Annotated in this window: 20 protein-coding genes, 1 tRNA gene and 1 pseudogene; 13 read left to right on the top strand and 9 right to left on the bottom strand. The window is 45.6% G+C overall.

Going from position 1 to position 16,243, the window contains the following annotated elements; genetic code table 11:
* Window positions 1-23: 23 nt before the first annotated feature.
* The 4 genes from QZY95_RS14790 to QZY95_RS14775 all read right to left on the bottom strand — a co-directional run bounded on the left by QZY95_RS14790 (window position 24) and on the right by QZY95_RS14775 (window position 2,019).
* Window positions 24-100 (bottom strand) — tRNA-Pro (locus QZY95_RS14790).
* Window positions 101-161: 61 nt separating this feature from the next.
* Window positions 162-665, bottom strand: coding sequence for a cob(I)yrinic acid a,c-diamide adenosyltransferase (locus QZY95_RS14785; RefSeq protein ID WP_290924917.1), 504 nt, complete (start codon window positions 663-665; stop codon window positions 162-164).
* Window positions 652-1,692 carry an AmmeMemoRadiSam system radical SAM enzyme gene (gene amrS / locus QZY95_RS14780; protein ID WP_290924915.1) on the bottom strand — a complete coding sequence of 347 codons (1,041 nt, stop codon included), beginning with the start codon at window positions 1,690-1,692 and terminating at the stop codon, window positions 652-654. Before amrS ends, QZY95_RS14785 begins: the two co-directional genes overlap by 14 nt.
* 6 nt (window positions 1,693-1,698) lie before the next feature.
* A complete protein-coding gene (locus QZY95_RS14775; protein WP_290924913.1) occupies window positions 1,699-2,019 on the bottom strand; it encodes a hypothetical protein in 321 nt (106 codons plus the stop codon).
* Window positions 2,020-2,108: 89 nt separating this feature from the next.
* Here QZY95_RS14775 and purM point away from each other — a divergent pair, with 89 nt between their 5' ends.
* A complete protein-coding gene (purM, locus tag QZY95_RS14770; RefSeq protein ID WP_290924911.1) occupies window positions 2,109-3,164 on the top strand; it encodes a phosphoribosylformylglycinamidine cyclo-ligase in 1,056 nt (351 codons plus the stop codon).
* Window positions 3,165-3,308: 144 nt separating this feature from the next.
* The gene (locus tag QZY95_RS14765) at window positions 3,309-4,238 is read left to right on the top strand and encodes a hypothetical protein (RefSeq protein ID WP_290924909.1); all 930 of its coding nucleotides are present in this window, start codon (window positions 3,309-3,311) and stop codon (window positions 4,236-4,238) included.
* A gap of 70 nt (window positions 4,239-4,308) precedes the next feature.
* On the opposite strand, the gene QZY95_RS14760 is transcribed toward QZY95_RS14765, so the two are convergent.
* Complete coding sequence (locus QZY95_RS14760; protein ID WP_290924908.1) at window positions 4,309-4,497, bottom strand: twin-arginine translocase TatA/TatE family subunit; 189 nt, start codon at window positions 4,495-4,497, stop codon at window positions 4,309-4,311.
* 154 nt (window positions 4,498-4,651) lie between these two features.
* On the opposite strand from QZY95_RS14760, the gene QZY95_RS14755 reads away from it, so the two are divergent.
* The 10 genes from QZY95_RS14755 to QZY95_RS14710 all read left to right on the top strand — a co-directional run bounded on the left by QZY95_RS14755 (window position 4,652) and on the right by QZY95_RS14710 (window position 13,611).
* Window positions 4,652-6,277, top strand: a complete 1,626-nt coding sequence (locus QZY95_RS14755) for a rhodanese-like domain-containing protein (protein WP_290924906.1) — start codon at window positions 4,652-4,654, stop codon at window positions 6,275-6,277.
* Window positions 6,278-6,280: 3 nt separating this feature from the next.
* A complete protein-coding gene (locus QZY95_RS14750) occupies window positions 6,281-6,697 on the top strand; it encodes a hypothetical protein (RefSeq protein WP_290924904.1) in 417 nt (138 codons plus the stop codon).
* Between the two features lie 12 nt (window positions 6,698-6,709).
* A complete protein-coding gene (locus tag QZY95_RS14745; protein ID WP_290924902.1) occupies window positions 6,710-7,567 on the top strand; it encodes a hypothetical protein in 858 nt (285 codons plus the stop codon).
* Window positions 7,568-7,786: 219 nt separating this feature from the next.
* Complete coding sequence (locus QZY95_RS14740; protein ID WP_290924900.1) at window positions 7,787-8,455, top strand: HAD-IA family hydrolase; 669 nt, start codon at window positions 7,787-7,789, stop codon at window positions 8,453-8,455.
* A 137-nt stretch (window positions 8,456-8,592) separates the two neighbouring features.
* Window positions 8,593-8,898 carry a YggT family protein gene (locus QZY95_RS14735; protein WP_290924898.1) on the top strand — a complete coding sequence of 102 codons (306 nt, stop codon included), beginning with the start codon at window positions 8,593-8,595 and terminating at the stop codon, window positions 8,896-8,898.
* A gap of 331 nt (window positions 8,899-9,229) precedes the next feature.
* A complete protein-coding gene (locus QZY95_RS14730) occupies window positions 9,230-9,460 on the top strand; it encodes a DUF465 domain-containing protein (RefSeq protein WP_290924896.1) in 231 nt (76 codons plus the stop codon).
* Window positions 9,461-11,152: a biosynthetic-type acetolactate synthase large subunit gene (gene ilvB / locus QZY95_RS14725; protein ID WP_290924894.1), complete on the top strand. Its 1,692-nt coding sequence runs from the start codon at window positions 9,461-9,463 to the stop codon at window positions 11,150-11,152.
* A gap of 11 nt (window positions 11,153-11,163) precedes the next feature.
* Window positions 11,164-11,652, top strand: coding sequence for an acetolactate synthase small subunit (gene ilvN / locus QZY95_RS14720; RefSeq protein WP_290924892.1), 489 nt, complete (start codon window positions 11,164-11,166; stop codon window positions 11,650-11,652).
* Between the two features lie 109 nt (window positions 11,653-11,761).
* Entirely contained in the window at window positions 11,762-12,751 is a 990-nt protein-coding gene (ilvC, locus tag QZY95_RS14715) for a ketol-acid reductoisomerase (protein WP_290924890.1), read from the top strand.
* 200 nt (window positions 12,752-12,951) lie between these two features.
* On the top strand, window positions 12,952-13,611 hold the full coding sequence (locus QZY95_RS14710; protein ID WP_290924888.1) for an isochorismatase family cysteine hydrolase: 660 nt from the start codon (window positions 12,952-12,954) through the stop codon (window positions 13,609-13,611).
* 29 nt (window positions 13,612-13,640) lie between these two features.
* Here the strand turns inward: QZY95_RS14710 and QZY95_RS14705 are convergent, their stop codons facing one another.
* The 3 genes from QZY95_RS14705 to QZY95_RS14695 all read right to left on the bottom strand — a co-directional run bounded on the left by QZY95_RS14705 (window position 13,641) and on the right by QZY95_RS14695 (window position 14,740).
* The gene (locus QZY95_RS14705; protein WP_290924887.1) at window positions 13,641-13,856 is read right to left on the bottom strand and encodes a hypothetical protein; all 216 of its coding nucleotides are present in this window, start codon (window positions 13,854-13,856) and stop codon (window positions 13,641-13,643) included.
* 71 nt (window positions 13,857-13,927) lie between these two features.
* On the bottom strand, window positions 13,928-14,239 hold the full coding sequence (locus QZY95_RS14700; RefSeq protein ID WP_290924885.1) for an IscA/HesB family protein: 312 nt from the start codon (window positions 14,237-14,239) through the stop codon (window positions 13,928-13,930).
* A gap of 183 nt (window positions 14,240-14,422) precedes the next feature.
* A complete protein-coding gene (locus QZY95_RS14695) occupies window positions 14,423-14,740 on the bottom strand; it encodes an IscA/HesB family protein (protein WP_290924883.1) in 318 nt (105 codons plus the stop codon).
* Between the two features lie 453 nt (window positions 14,741-15,193).
* Between QZY95_RS14695 and pyrR the strand changes: the two genes are divergently transcribed.
* Window positions 15,194-15,733 carry a bifunctional pyr operon transcriptional regulator/uracil phosphoribosyltransferase PyrR gene (gene pyrR, locus QZY95_RS14690; RefSeq protein ID WP_290924881.1) on the top strand — a complete coding sequence of 180 codons (540 nt, stop codon included), beginning with the start codon at window positions 15,194-15,196 and terminating at the stop codon, window positions 15,731-15,733.
* A 107-nt stretch (window positions 15,734-15,840) separates the two neighbouring features.
* Here the strand turns inward: pyrR and glpT are convergent.
* Window positions 15,841-16,243 (bottom strand): annotated as a pseudogene (glpT, locus tag QZY95_RS14685) (glycerol-3-phosphate transporter); the annotation flags it as partial.

The raw sequence follows: 16,243 nt of genomic DNA, 5'->3' as shown, positions 1-16,243 counted from the left end.
TTTCACTGTGAGCTTTAAACTCGTGGTCGGAGAGACAGGATTCGAACCTGCGACCCTCTGGTCCCAAACCAGATGCGCTACCAACCTGCGCCACTCTCCGTCGCGAAGAAGTGTTTAGGGTAAACTTGCATCCATGGCAAGAAGAAATTTATAAATTTATGTTAAAACTCTATTCCTTCCTGTGCCGGAATGCCTGCTTTATAATGATGCTTGATCTCTGTCATCTCTGTCACAAGGTCGGCTTCATTAATGAGCCACTGTGGTGCATTGCGACCAGAGAGTACAAGGTGGGTTTCATTATTGCGTGCCATGGCAACCAATTCTTCAAGCTCTTCGCGTTTAATGAGCTTGGACGAGAGTGCATACAGGGCTTCATCAAGAATGAGCATATCAACATCGACAATATGTTCTTTAGCCCACCATATGATTTTTTCAGAGGTTGCTCTGTGCTTTGGAAATTGTTCAGGCTTTGTGAGAAAACCGTCGCCGGGGGCAAAAAATAAATCACCAAGCAACTTGCGAAGCATACGTTGTTCGCCGGCTTGATTATCTCTTTTCATAAATTGTCCGAAGGCAACGGTGTGTCCTTGCCCTAATGCTCGAATTGCCTGACCGACTGATGCCGTCGTTTTTCCTTTACCGTTTCCGGTGTTAACGAGAATCATGTGTACTCCATATTCCTGCGATTTGTGCTTTGCAGGTTGGACAGTGTGAATAGTCGTTTATGGCTGCTGTGTAGCCTCTGCGGCGAATCACGGTACATCCGCATGACGGACAGTGTGTGTCGCGTCCATCGTGTCCGTGAATATTGCCTACATACACATAATTCAGACCGGCTTTTTTGCCAATAGCAGCAGCAAGTTCCAGTGTTTCCAATGGGGTGGCAACATGGTTTTGCATTTTATACGTTGGATGAAAGCGGCTGATATGCCACGGAGTATCACTTCCAAGTTCATCATGAATGAATTGTGCCAGTGTGGTAAGTTCGTCCGGCGCATCGTTTTCATTGGGGATGAGGAGTGTTGTTACCTCAAGCCACCAGCCCATTTCCCGAATTGTTTTCAGGTTTCGCAGAACCGGACGGATGTGTGCCCCGCAGATTTCATTGTAAAATGATTCTGTGGCGGCCTTTAGGTCAATGTTGCAGGCATGAATAAGATTTTTGAGTTCCTTCAGGCATTCAGGAGATTGAAAGCCGTTGGAAACCAAAATATTTTTTAAGCCATGCTTGATAGCAAGTTCTGCCGTCTCAGCGACAAGCTCAAAGAAAATAGTCGGTTCAGAGTAGGTGTACGAGATTGACTGAGCACCGGATTCGAGAGCAAGTTCTATGAGTTGCTCAGGTTTTGTTATGTGCCCTGTAATTTTCCCTGTCAGTCGCGGCGTTGTTGAGAGGGAATAGTTTTGGCAGAATGAACAGGTCAGATTGCAGCCTACGGTTCCGAACGAAAATGTGTTTGTACCGGGTAAAAAATGGTACAGTGGTTTTTTTTCTATCGGATCAAGATTGGCAGCGGCTACTTTGTCAAAGACCAGTGTGTACAATTTGCCATCTACATTTTTTCGTACGCCGCATTTCCCTGCGGTGTCCGGTGCTATTTTGCAAAAATGACTGCATAGTCTGCACTGAACATGGGGGTGCGTAGAGTCGTCTGATTTGCCGAGTGGTTTCCAGAGTCTGGCAGGATGCATATTCACCTACTTTTTATAGCCTGAGATGTCTGGTTTGAGTTCAATGATGATAGGGTATTGTCCGTTTGTGTATTTATTACAATCTTCTTCTTTTTGTTTTTCGGGCTTTACTTCCAGTATTCTGTCGCCGCTCGGATAATCGGTTTCTATGGTAATGTCTGAGGAGTCTGTGCCGAAAACTCTGTCTTGTCGTTGTGCAGGAACATGTTTTTTTGCATCAGCAACTGAAGGAGCGATAACCATAACACAAATTGCGATTGCAAAGAGTGCGTACAGCGCGCGTTTAGGGACAGATGAAGGATTCATTGTAATAGAAGTGTAGTGCATGTGTTTCTCCCTTGCTCTTTGTTCCGTAAAAGCCTATGTACGGGCTTCCCGAAGGATCTTGTTATCATACTAGTATCAAGGAGCAGATAATGTCTGAAGATCGTTCAAGAGCGTATACCGAAGCAGGTGTTGATATTAATGCAGGAAACGCCCTTGTTGATAGAATTAAGCACGTTGTAGCTGATACCCATACGAAAGGTGTTCTTTCCGATATCGGCGGCTTCGGAGGCTTATTCAAACCGGATCTGTCGGGTATGGAAGAGCCTGTGCTCGTGTCCGGAACCGATGGTGTTGGAACTAAGCTCAAACTGGCCTTCATGTTCGACAAACATGATACAGTAGGTATCGACCTCGTTGCCATGAGCGTTAATGATATTCTGGTTCAGGGTGCAAAGCCACTCTTTTTCCTTGATTATTTCGCCACAGGTAAGCTCGACGTGGATAAAGCCGAGCAGGTAGTTGCCGGTGTTGCAGCAGGTTGCCGTACATCTAAAATGGCACTGCTGGGCGGTGAAACCGCAGAAATGGCGGACATGTATGAAGAAGGCGAGTACGATCTTGCCGGATTCTGTGTTGGCATGGTGGATAACGCCAACATTGTAGACGGATCTGATATTCGCGTCGGTGATGCCATTATCGGTCTCGGTTCTACCGGTATCCATTCTAACGGATACACTCTTGTGCGTAAACTTTTTGAAAAAAGCGGACTGACCGGTGATGATATTATGCCGGGCACAGACAAAAAAGTTTCTGAAGTCCTGCTTGAGCCGACTGCTATTTACACAGACACCGTAAATGTTTTGATGCGTGATTTCAGCATCAAAGGCATGGTGCACGTAACTGGCGGTGGCTTCTACGACAATATTCCTCGTGTACTTCCTTCTTCTGTTCGTGCATCTATCTCCTTTGGCTCATGGGATGTTCTTCCAGTGTTTACCTGGTTGAAAGAGCAGGGTGATTTGAGCTGGCCGGAAATGCTGCAGATTTTCAACTGTGGTATCGGATACACTGTTATTGTCAGCGCTGAAGATAAAGACGACGTAATGTCTCGTCTTGAAGCTATGAATCAGAAAGCATGGGTCATCGGTACTATTGAAAAACGTGATGATCTTGAAGCTGAACAGGTTGATGTAGCTTTTGCATAATTGCCTGTAGCTTTCAGCTAATGTAATAAAGACCGGTGTCTTATTGGATGCCGGTCTTTTTTGTCTTTATAAAACTCTGGTGTTTTACAGGGCGATACAGTACATTTGGACAACTGAAATTGTAATGCATACAGTAGATTCAAAATGATGAAACAAAAATTAGTTCTCGTTGGTTTAGCGTTAGCAGCTGTACTTATGTTCAGCTCGCTTGTTCAGGCTCGCATTGCGCAATCTGTCTGGTATGAATCAGTTCCTGACGGTGCTGAGGGAGACAGCTATTCGGTTCGTTCCCGCTCCAGTGCGTTGCAGGCGGCATTTGTTAATGCTGTTTATGACGAGGCGCTGGAAATTATCGGATATTCAGTTCCTGAAGTCCGTAAGGAAGAGCTGCGTAAGTTTTTAGCCCCGAAAGCAAAAACATACGTGTTAAGCTATCGCGAGTTGGGGTCTACCCATATGGCGGATGGATACGGGCAGGAAATGTCTGTAGAAGTCTCCGTAAACCGTTCTTCTTTAACCTCTGTGATTAAACGTCTTGGTTTTTTTAAAACAAAGACAACACCGGTGGTTTATAATCCTCAGTATTCCGGTGTGCAGGATGCCACATGGGAAAAGTTGGGAAGACTTCACCAGTTGTACGGTTTGCGACCTGATTACAATTCTCCTTTAATTTTGGTTATGAATACCGTTGGAGATACATGGGAATTGTCACTTCAGGGCGCGGGAGCTCCAATATCTGCTCAGTCTAAAAAGTTAGATGACGCATGGTTTTCTGTGTGGGGGCAGTATTTTTCTCAAAGTACGAACCAGCAGCCTGTGGGGAATGCCCGAAGAGGGGTACTTCAGGTGCGCGGCTGGCTGTTCCCGGACGGTGTAGAAGCATTTGATAGAGTTTTGCGCGAATGGGTGGGATCTTCATCCGGTGCCAGATTAGAAGCTGTGATTATTCAAGCAGACTCTGTGGCGGCACGCTGGGTTGTGCAGTCTAAAAATATCGATCTGGTTCTTTCAAAATTATCTGAGTATGTGAACGGACGCGGGCTGACTTACGAGTTTCAGCCAGCGGGCGAGTAAGCTCAAATGAAATACAAAAAATCCCGAAGTACTGAGTACTTCGGGATTTTTTGTAAGCCGTAATTGCTTGCTAGTCTTCCTCTTTCTTCTTTTCAGAAGATGGAGTGACATCAATTTCATCAGGCTCGGTAGTAGCCTTTTTGAAATTTTTGATAGCCTGACCAAGTCCGCCGCCAATTTCAGGAAGCTTTTTGGCTCCGAAAACGAGCAGAACAAGGACGAGGATGACGAGTAATTCTGGAATACCGATACCGAACATAGTTCCCTCCATAGGATATGAAGCCGCTATACACACGGGGGGCTTGCAGGTCAAGGGGTTGTTCTTGCGCTGTTTCCCGTAATATGTCGAATAACAAACGGAAAAAAGGCAGTACTCCGTTTGTTAAGTTTTTAAGAAAAGAGGAAGTATTAAAATGGAACGTATTGTTATTATAAGTTCTGGTCTTGCAGGTGCAAAGACCGCTGCGCGCATTAAAAGGCAGGCTCCGTCTGCTGAGGTTAATCTGGTAGTTCCTATTGAAGTTGAAGAAGGTTCCAAAGAGGGTGTATTTGGAAAATGCAACCCTATGGCACATGTTTCTTCTGTTTTGCTTGATGCTAAACAGATCAGCGTACTTCCTATGACATCAATGGAATTGGATTTCGAAAATAAAACTGTTCATGCATCTTCTCCTCAAGGCTGTATTCCTATTCGGTATACAAAACTGATTATGGAAATTGATGCAGCCCCTAGATTGCCTCGCGCTGTTCGTGGAGCGCAGAATGTAATCCCGTGGCCGCTTGAGCAGGCAGGCTTGGTTGACGAGTGGCTTGAAAGCTATAAGCCGCAAACTGCTGTTGTATACGGCGGTGCGCATGCCATGTCATTGATCGATCCACTTGTGCAGGCAGGCGTTTCTGTAACATGGGCACGTTCTGAGTGTGCTGAATTCGATCCTGAATTCTGGCATGTCGTAAGCGATAAAGTAGAAGCCGGTACAGAAGGTAAAGTTACTGTTGTTCCAATGACCTGCGGCGATGTGACTCCTGAATTGACAGCAGAAGGTGATGTTCGTGCACTGACGTGCGGTGAAGCTTCTGTTGAAGGAGAAGTGTTCTTCTGGGCAGATATGCCCCGTGCAGTTCATCCGATTGTTGCGGAGCAGGGCGTTGACCTTGATCCGTCTGGCTTTATCGCAGTTAATGAAGATTTTTCCTGCGGGCTTGAAGATGTACATCTCTTCGGTTCCGCAGTTGCTGTAAAGCGTGCTGAAGTAGCTGGGAATTCAAAAGCTCCTTATGAGGCAAGCTCCGTCGATACACTTGTAGCGCATGGTCGGGTTCTCAGTGCAATAGCTCTTGAACAACCGGTAACGTGGAAGGGCAGCTGTGCTACCTCCCGTTATCAGGCCGCAGATTGTGTAGCGTTCCGTACCGGCCTTACTCAGGGAGAAGCGGCAACAGCCGGTTATGAGCCTGAATTTGTTTTGTTTGAAGCTGCCCCTGTTCTTGCCGGTATTCATACAAAAGCTGTAATTAAACTGGTATGTGATAAGGCGACCGGTGTGGTTCTTGGCGCTCAGGCGTGCGGTGCAGTGGATGCAGGCTGGATTGACGGTGTAGCGTCCGGTGCAGCGGTTGCGTTGGCAAGTAATATGACTGTGCAGACGCTCTCCTGCGTTGATATGGCAGCCGGTGGCATGATGTTGAATAAAGCTGCTTCCATGCTTTCTAACAAGCTTGAAGAGCGAATCTTGGGTATTACACCGGATGAGCTTATTGCGTCCCGTGAAGCGGGTGCCAAGTTCTTTATTCTTGATCTTCGTGACCAGATTGCATGGCGTGCAGGACATATTCAGGACGCGTACAATATTCCTTTCACCCAGTTGAAAAAACGTCTTCAGGACGAAGTTCCGCGTTTTACTCCTCTGGTTATCGTCAGCCATAATTCAGATATTCCTTATTCCATAGCATGTTATCTGTATGGACTGGGTGCAACCAGTCTCTATGTGCTTGATGGTGGCATGGAATTGTGGCCGTACGATCTTGTTGAGGGCTAGCCTATGGCTGCTCAGGTTCAAAAACTGCCCGGTGTTCACTGTGCTTATTATCAGCAGGGACATTGTCTGTTTGAAGAGCATATGAATCCCGGTGATCATGCGGAATGGACATGTTCGGAAATAACCCGTTTTTTGCAAGCGTATGACGAGTTCATCGACCGCGCGGACAGGTTTTCTTTGAATGATGAACAGGCTGCACGGTTGTGGGAGTCACATGAAGCAGATTTACCGCCGGCAGGGACACTGTGTCCGGAATTTTGTCCGGATGTTTGTAAACAGTGTGTTGATGATGGCAGTCTTACTGATTGCCGTTATGAATTGAACCTGATTTGTATTTTAAAACTTCCTGTTTGTACCGGCGTTTGCCGCCGGTACAAACATTCACAAACTTCTGGAGCAGCTTCGGGCTGTTCGCACTAATTAGGTGACTTAATGAGCGCATCTGAATGTAAAAACGTTACTCTTGCTATTCCGGCAGTCCGACCGCAATTTCTTGCTTCAGAACTTCCGGAGGGAGTGCTGTTTTGTTCTCCGGGGCTTCGTGAGGCCACCGGCTCATCATTTTTTGTTTCCCCTGACCTTCCTATGAGCCAAGCTGACGCTCGCGGACAGTTGCATGAGTTGCTTCAGTATGGTCAATCATTTCGCAGTGCACGTGACATGTCTGGCGATGTACTTGCTGAAAAAAATGCAAAGAAGCAGGCTTCAAAGCCGTTGTCTGATGAGTTTGCTGATCTGGATGCTTTTGCTGAAACAGGTGAGTTTACAGCTGTGCCCAAAGAAGAAGAGGTTGTTGATGTGCAGTTACAGGCAAGAGTTGCTGCGCAAAAAACATTGCTTTTGGCTTGGGATATGGAGCAGCGGGTTGCAGAGCTTGCTGATTTGAAAAATAAATTTACTGAGTCCACCGCCAATCTTGATACAATTCTTGGCATTTCTGATGATGATTATGAAGAATTGCCGGGCATTGAAGCAAAAGCCGCATTAAACGGTGATGTTGAAGAAGATTTGGGGGTGCCGTGGCGTGCTGTAGCTGGAGCTATTTTAGAATTTGCTCCTGAAAATGCACGTTTTTTTGCAGTAAAAAAAGAACTTGTTGATGTCGTCACCGAAATTGGTGAGGATATCACACCGGAGTCTATCACTCTGGATGAATATGGGTTTTCTGTGCCGGCAGGTAGCAGTGTTAAACTATATTCTTTGAAAGCCTATGCATTGTTGGGGCACACTCGGGTTCCGGAAGGCAGGAAATGTTTAAGCCGGACAATAGAAATTTTTACAGTAGCGTAATTGGCTGATTCATAAACACAGTCGAAGTAGGCCTTGGTGGATGTTTAACGAGACTTCCATGTGATCAAAAAAAAATGTTAGAGAGTGTATATTCTCACATACTTTTGAGTTGATTCATTGTAGTTTCTTTATACTGCAGAATCTCAGATTTACCCGAGGTTGAATACATCGGACATGTTTTGTTTAGAGTCCAATTAGGTGAAGAGCGGATTGAAGAGAATGAATTTTACGCCAGAATTGTTGGATGAGATGTTTCCAAATGGACTCGGTGGTCTTATCTTTGATTGTGACGGGGTGATGTTTGACACACGTGCCTGTAATATTGGATACTATAATCAGGTGCTAGATGTTTTGGGTATGCCGCCTCTTACACCGGAACAGGAAGATGTGGCGCATTATTCCTCAGTAATGGGTTTTTATGAAGCCATTGTTCCCAAAGAGAAGCATCACCTTATTCCGGCGGCTCAAAAGCAGGTGAACTACATTAAGACGGTGTTACCGCTTATGACTCCGGAAACGGGGTTATACGAGCTACTGGAAACAGCTGTGGAGCTTGGCATTAAGCTGGCAGTTTTTACGAACCGTTCTGACACAATGGAAATGGTTCTTGAGCAGCATAATATGGATGAGTTTTTCCATCCTGTTATGACTGCTGCAAAAGTAGAGTGTAAACCTCACCCTGAGGGCGCACTTGAAATTATGAAAGTATGGAACGAACCCGCTGACAGGGTTGTGTTTATTGGCGACAGTATTGTTGACGAAGAAGCGGCAAAAAGAGCTGGAATTCCATTTTGGGCGTATAAAAACGCTAAGTTACGTGGAATTCACATTGATGACTTTGATAGTGTGAAGCAGACACTTATTGATTGGTGTAATACTGCTAAATAACAGACTCTTTACAAAAAAATAAAAAAAATTGCCAATTTCGTCACTTTTTACTTGATAAGTAATCCGTCATAATGATTAAGTAGAACTTAGTGGGGCTCCCCGAGGTGTTTTATCTCGGAGGTGTAACCGGAGGCTCAATGGAGATTTTTGCCATGAATTTTGTAGTAGCGATTGCTGAACTTCTGAATGCAGTCTTAAGCATATACTTCTGGGTAGTTATTATTTCTGCACTGCTTTCCTGGGTCAATCCTGATCCCTACAATCCGATTGTGCGTATATTGAGAAACCTGACTGAACCGGCATTTTACCGCATTCGTAAGTGGTTGCCGTTCACATATTTTAACGGGTTGGATCTATCCCCCGTTGTATTACTGCTTGTAATTCAGTTTGCGCAGATTTTTGTTATCCGTTCCTTGTATCAACTTGCCGGAGCTATTCACTAGCCTGGCAGTCTCTGTCAGAGCCAACCATGCGCTGACAGCGACATGGTTGAAAAACGGAGGCTGCTTTGCCACCAGTGAAGCGGCAGGTGATAAAAACCTGAAGACTATTCGCAGCAGGAGAGTTGGAGAGAATAGAATTTAGTAACCTACAAAACCGATTAAGCAAAAAAAACAGCTCAAAAAGTAACGCTTGGAGAATGTAGTTATGAGTGTGTAACGCTCTAACATTATATAAGAATCCCGTTACTCGTGGATGTGACGGTTTTCTATCCCTATGGGTAGCTTTTAACCGAAGAAGCTGCCGATAACCTCCAAAAAAGGAGAAGCAATCATGGAAGTACGTGACGTAGAATTACTCGAGAAACACTTGCCCCATGATGAGAACCTCAAGGCGCTTTGGGATGAGCACATCTTATTTGAAAAGCAGTTAGATCAGCTTGAGAGCAAAAAAATCTTAACACCGCAGGAAAGAGTATCTCTACGCGAACTTAAGAAACAAAAATTAGACGGTAAGACTAAAATACAAATAATGCTTGATCGGTACAGGGAATTGGAGATGTAAATGGAGTATTCTGGGGCCAGAATCCTGTTAGAGAGTTTAAAAAAAGAGAACGTTGATGTTCTTTTCGGGTATCCGGGTGGTGCTGTTCTTGATATCTATCATGAGCTGTCCAACCACCAAGATATAAAACATGTGCTTGTTCGTCACGAACAGGGTGCAGTACACGCTGCAGATGGATATGCAAGAGCTACCGGTAATGTCGGTGTATGCCTTGTAACTTCCGGACCGGGCGCAACTAATACAGTTACCGGTATTGCAACTGCGTATTCAGACTCTATTCCACTAGTGGTTCTAACAGGTCAGGTTCCAACTCCCCTTATTGGAAACGATGCTTTCCAAGAGGTTGATATTGTAGGTATTACACGTCCCTGCACCAAGCATAACTACTTGGTGCAGGACGTATCCCAACTTGCGTCAACCATCAAAGAAGCATTCCATGTAGCACGTTCCGGCAGACCGGGGCCAGTGCTCGTGGATATTCCAAAGGACGTTCAGAACCAGATGCACGCGTTCCAGTATCCGGAACGTATTAAGATGCGTAGTTACAACCCGACGTACAAACCGAATAATAATCAGGTGCGCCGCGCAATCGAACTGTTGAGCGAAGCAAAGCGTCCATTGATTTTTGCAGGCGGTGGTGTGATTTCTTCTAACTCTTCTGAAGAGTTGGGAACACTTGTCCGCTCAATGCAACTGCCGGTAACAGGTTCCTTGATGGGACTTGGAGCTTTTCCGGGTGATGACCCGTTATGGCTCGGTATGCTTGGCATGCACGGCACATATGCCGCAAACAAGGCTGTGAGTAATGCAGATGTTATTCTGGCAGTCGGAGCTCGCTTCGATGACAGGGTGACAGGAAAGCTCTCTTCGTTTGCAGCATCTGCCAAGATTATCCATATCGATATTGATCCGACTTCAATCCGTAAAAACGTTGAAGTTGAAGTGCCGATTGTTGGCGATTGCAAGCTCGCATTACAGGGACTGCTTAGAGTGCAGGAAACTGAATTTGCAGATGTGAACTGGGCAGATCAATATGACGAGTGGAATAAGCAGATCAGAGAGTGGGCTGTGACCCATCCTGTGAGATATCACGATGAGGAATCTCTGAAGCCGCAGCATGTTGTTGAAACAATTTTTGAGCTGACCAAAGGTGATGCCATCATCAGTACTGAAGTTGGACAGAACCAGATGTGGACAGCACAGTTTTATCAGTTCCGTCAGCCGCGTACACTGCTGACCTCAGGCGGTCTCGGCACAATGGGCTATGGATTCCCTGCGGCCATTGGCGCGCAGATGGCGTATCCTGATAAACTGGTTATTGATATTGCTGGTGATGGTTCAATCCAGATGAACAGTCAGGAACTTATGACTGCTGTGAGTCACAAATTACCAGTTAAGATTGTTGTGCTGAATAACTGTTTCCTTGGAATGGTTCGCCAGTGGCAGGAGCTTTTCTACGACAGAAACTACTGTTCCACTTGTATGGATGCACAGCCTGATTTTGTGAAGCTTGCAGAAGCGTATGGCGCTGAAGGATACAGAGTTACTGATCCTGCTAAGCTTAAAGAAACTCTTAAGGCTGCTTTTGATTCTCCGCTTCCATGTATCGTGGATGTTCGTGTAGAAGCAGAAGAAAATGTGTACCCGATGGTTCCTGCTGGAGCCTCTCTTGAAGAAATGTTGCTGGTGTAGAGGAATAGAGTATGAGACATGTATTATCCGTTCTTGTAGAAAACGAACCGGGCGTATTATCCCGCATTTCCGGTTTGTTCAGCGGACGTGGCTTTAACCTCGATTCTCTGAACGTAGCACCTGTTCTTGAAGAAGGTGTGTCTTTGATGACTATCGTGACACGCGGTGAACAGCAGATTATTGAGCAGATTGTTAAGCAGCTGCGTAAACTGGTCACAGTTATTAAAGTGACCGATATGCACGACAGCACAACTGTAGAGCGCGAGATGGCATTGATTAAAGTTAATGCTACTGAATCTAACCGCGCAGAAATTCTACGTATTGTAGATATTTTCCGTTGCAAAGTCGTTGATGTCAGCCTAGACGAACTAACACTGGAAGTCATAGGCGATCATGGTAAAGTAGAGGCTGTCATTGCACTACTAGAACGATTTGGCATTAAAGAAATTGCACGCACTGGTACCGTCGCACTGCGACGCTCCATGCAACCTGAGAAATAAGATCATTTGCTTGGCATGCCCCCGCTTGTGATTTCCCTCAGGCGGGGGTTTTTATATACTAACTACAACCTAAACGTATGTTCCGTGCAAAGCACGGCAGGGAGTGGAGATGAAGGTTTACTACGAACAGGACACCAACTTGGAAATCCTGAAAGATCAGACTGTAGCAATCATTGGCTACGGTAGCCAGGGGCATGCACATGCTCAGAACCTTCGCGAGTCTGGTATTAATGTTGTTGTCGGGCAGCGTCCTGGCGGAGCAAACTACGACTTAGCTAAAGCTGACGGCTTTGAGCCGATGTCTGCTGCAGAAGCTGCTGCGCAGGCAGATATTATTATGATCCTACTCCCCGATCAGTACCAGTCTGCTGTCTTTGAGAACGACATTAAACCTAATCTCAAAGCTGGCAACTCACTTGTCTTTGCACACGGCTTTAATATTCATTTTGCTCAGATTGTAGCCCCGAAAGACGTTGATGTATTCATGGTTGCCCCGAAAGGCCCAGGTCATCTCGTTCGCCGCACCTACACCGAGGGTGGTGGCGTTCCTTGCTTGTTTGCAGTTCACCAAGACGCATCAGGCAAAGCACAGGAGAAGGCTCTGGCTTACGCTGAAGGCATCGGCGGCGCTCGTTCCGGCATCATCGAAACTACTTTTGCTGAAGAAACTGAAACAGATCTCTTTGGTGAACAGGCAGTTCTTTGTGGTGGTATTTCTGCTCTTATTAAAGCTGGTTTTGAAACTCTGTGCGAAGCAGGCTACCAGCCTGAAATCGCTTACTTTGAGTGTTTGCACGAGACAAAACTGATCGTAGACCTGCTGTATGAAGGTGGTCTTGCCAACATGCGCAATTCTATCTCTGATACTGCAGAGTATGGTGACTATGTAACTGGTCCTCGCATTATTACCGAGGAAACCAAAAAAGAAATGAAACGAGTTCTGGAAGACATTCAGAAAGGTCGTTTTGCCCGCGACTTTATCCTTGAGTCTCAGGCAAACTACCCATTCTTCTCTGCAACTCGCCGTATCGAAGCTGCTCATCAGATTGAAGAAGTCGGCGGTCGTCTCCGTGAGATGATGCCTTGGCTTAAAAAATAAGCAGTACGTAAAATAAAAAAAAGCCGCACCTAGTGCGGCTTTTTTTTGTCCTTTTTTTGAATGAAAGTGCTTTTACCAGCAACGCTCATTACACTTTTGAGATTTTCTTGACCGAATTGACTGGAAAAAATATCTTTTTTGAGTTTAACAACGTGAAAGCACAGAATTTTCGACAACTTTTCAAGTAAGGATTTTGCGAAATGTTCAGTCATTTTTCTAAATATACAGTTCCAGAGCCACAGAAAAGTGCTCTTATTACCATTGATCTGCAAAATGACTTTGTCCGTTCCGGTGCTCCGGCTGAAGGAGAAGGGGCTGCCGCAGCTGCAGTAAAAACAGGCGAAATGGCTGCATATTACCGTAAAATGGGATTGCCAATTATCCATGTCGTTCGCATATACACACCGGAAAAAGGAACAACACAGGTGGACGCTTGTCGCCGGGAAGCAGTAGAAGGTGGCGCACAGCTTGTTCTGGTAGGGACAGAGGGAATGCAGCCTGTGAGTGAAATTATTCCGGAAGGTGTTGTTGCGGATGGAAATTTGTTGCTGACCGGTGCCGCTCAGAAAATTTCTGAAAAAGAACAGCTGCTATATAAACCGCGTTGGGGCTGTTTCTATGAGACTCAGCTTCATGCAATGCTTCAACTGCTTAATATCTCAACTGTTGTGATAGCCGGAACATGGTTTGCGAATTGCGTGAGGACTACTATTTATGAAGCAACAGCACGAGATTATCGAACTGTTGCCCTTCGTGATGCTATTGCGGGGATTCATGCCTCCGGAGAGGCAGATCTTAAGAAAATTCAGTGTGGTGTGTGCTCGTGTGAAGAGTGGAAGGCACAGGTAGCCAGCAAGTAGTAACAAGCAGGCGTACTGGATCTTTTGGTCTATGCGCCTTCTTCAATGAGTTGAGCGTAGAGATATTCATCGTCGGGGTACTTAATGCCTTTGCCTGTAACGATGATGCTCGGAGACATTTGATCAGAACGAGGGTCTGCTAATTCACGGACTTCCCAGCGTCCGTCTTCTTTACCAACCACAAACTCTTTTTTTTGTTTGTGCGCTATTTTGATTCCGTACAGTACAGATTCTTTGAATGTCATAGCAGATCTCTCCATATATATAAAAAAAGGCGGCTTACAATGAAGCCGCCTGAATAGGTTCGTTTGTCAGCTTAGTTGCCGCAACCACCGCCACAACTGCCGCAGCCTCCACCACCGAGTGGATTTTTGGACTCAACAACAAAGCCCTGACAATTGATATCTACAGTAAGAGCACCTGTTTTGTCGAGCAGATCCTTGTTGATACAAAAAGAGTATGGATCAGCTGCGAGCACAGAGTCCTCGTCAGTCGGGTTATCCATTGCGAGGGCAAGGATAGGGCCACTACAACCGCCCGGAGCAAGGTAGATACGAATGGACGCAAGGTCTCTATCTTCAAAATGTGCATCAAGTGCTTTTCGTGCTTCGTCAGTTACTGTGAACATAGTGTGTTCCTCCGAATGTTAGATTGAGAAACACTACTGCTGTGGGAGAAATTTCGTCAAACAGATATGTCACAGATAGATAAAACCCAAGCTTTTTCCCTTATGGCTATCAGCTCTTTATATAGGTAGGGCATAAAAAAAGGCGACTTCAAAATGAAGCCGCCTTTAATAAGCTAAGCTCGTCTAGCCGCAAGAGCCTGCGCTGGAGCAACCGCCACAAGAGCTGCCGCCGCCAAGAGGGTTCTCGGACTCAACAACAAAGCCCATGTAAGAAAGGTCGATGGTAATTTTACCAGACTTTTCAATGAGGTCTTTATTGATGCAGAAAGTGAATTCTTTCTCTTCAAATACGGAATCTTCTTCGTTTGGCTCATCCAGAGCCAATGCCAATCTTGGGCCGCTTCAGCCGCCCGGAGCCAGATAGATGCGGATAGGAGATTTTTCCTTATCTGCAAAATACGCCGCAAGTTCTTTGTGGGCGTTTTCAGTCAATGTAAACATTGAATTTCCTCCACGTAGGTTGTTCATATCAAGTAAAGACAGTTATTAGCTTTGTCAATAGAAATGGAGCCACAGCATCAGAGTTTTGGATGCTTAGTATTCGGCTCTGTGCGGGCGTTTTCGCATACTTTGTTGTGCCTCCCGCAGTCCTCTTTAAGCAGAAGATCTTCAGGCGAATTATCAGTATGTCATACTACCACAGACAAGGCTTTTAGTAACCGAAAGAATGTGCCGGGTGACAAGATATTCTTATCGTATTGAATAACTGTGTGTTCTCTTGAAATTAAGATCGGGATGCATAAAGTCAACTGTCGGTCATTGTACTGTAAAAACGTCATAACGCCCATGACATAGGTCACAGAATGCCCACCGATGCAGTTTCTTTTATGAAAGAAAAAAGTTACTGTATTCTGTAAGTTCCTCATGGAATAAAGCAGAACAAAGGACAAAGGTATGGGAAACGTGAAAACAGTCATGACTGATGACGAGGTGCGTCGCACTGTTGATCGCCTTGCGTATCAGGTGCTTGAGAATCATGGTGAGTGTGAGAACCTTGTTCTGGTCGGTATCCAGAGAAGGGGCGTAGATATTGCGGCACGTGTGCGCACTGTGCTTGAAGAGCAGCTGGGGAAAAAGGTAGAATTTGGATCATTAGATATCAATTTATATCGTGATGACTGGACAACTCTCGATGTTCAGCCAATGATCAATAAAACAGATATCCCCGTAAGTGTGGACGGAAAAGCGTTGTTGCTTGTTGATGACGTATTGTTTACCGGACGTACAATTCGTGCTGCACTTGAAGCCGTGCTGGATTATGGTCGACCTAACCGTATTGAATTGATGGTGCTGGTTGATCGCGGGCATCGCGAATTGCCGATTCAAGCTAACTATGTGGGAAAACAGATCGCCACAGCTCGTACGGAGCAGGTGGACGTGATGATTGAAGAAATAGACGGGCGTGATGAAGTGTTGTTAAAACACGTTGAGTAATTGCTTCCTGTTTCTACCATGAATAAAAAGCCCCGCTTCGTAATGAAGCGGGGCTTTTGTTTACTCTATTGTGTAGCTGGAATGAAGCCGGCTACGCAATGTCACAACTATTTTGCTGCGCCGTTAGACTCAGCTTTGTGACCGAGGGTGAATGCACTGAACAGAATGGTGAGTACACAACAAGCAACCATTGTGATGAACACACCGCGCCATTCAAAGTTATCAGCAATCCAACCTACACCGGAACCAGCGATAGCTGAACCGAATACGTAGCCGAAGAAGCCGGTGAAGCCAGCAGCTGTACCAGCAGCTTTTTTAGGTACGAGGTCAAGTGCGTGAAGGCCGATGATCATGATCGGGCCGTATACAAGGAAGCCGATAGCTACGAGTGCAACGTAGTCGATCCATTTTGGCCCACTGAGGTTGAACCAGTAAACCACAACAAAGATAAGGGTCAACGCCATGAAGAGCATGGTAGCTGGAGCACGTTTACCTTTGAAGATTTTATCA

The sequence above is a fragment of the Halodesulfovibrio sp. genome, from assembly GCF_015482765.1.
Classification (GTDB): Bacteria; Desulfobacterota; Desulfovibrionia; order Desulfovibrionales; family Desulfovibrionaceae; genus Halodesulfovibrio.
The sequence above is the reverse complement of the archived record's forward strand: the minus strand, read 5'-3'. Positions and strand labels throughout refer to the sequence as shown.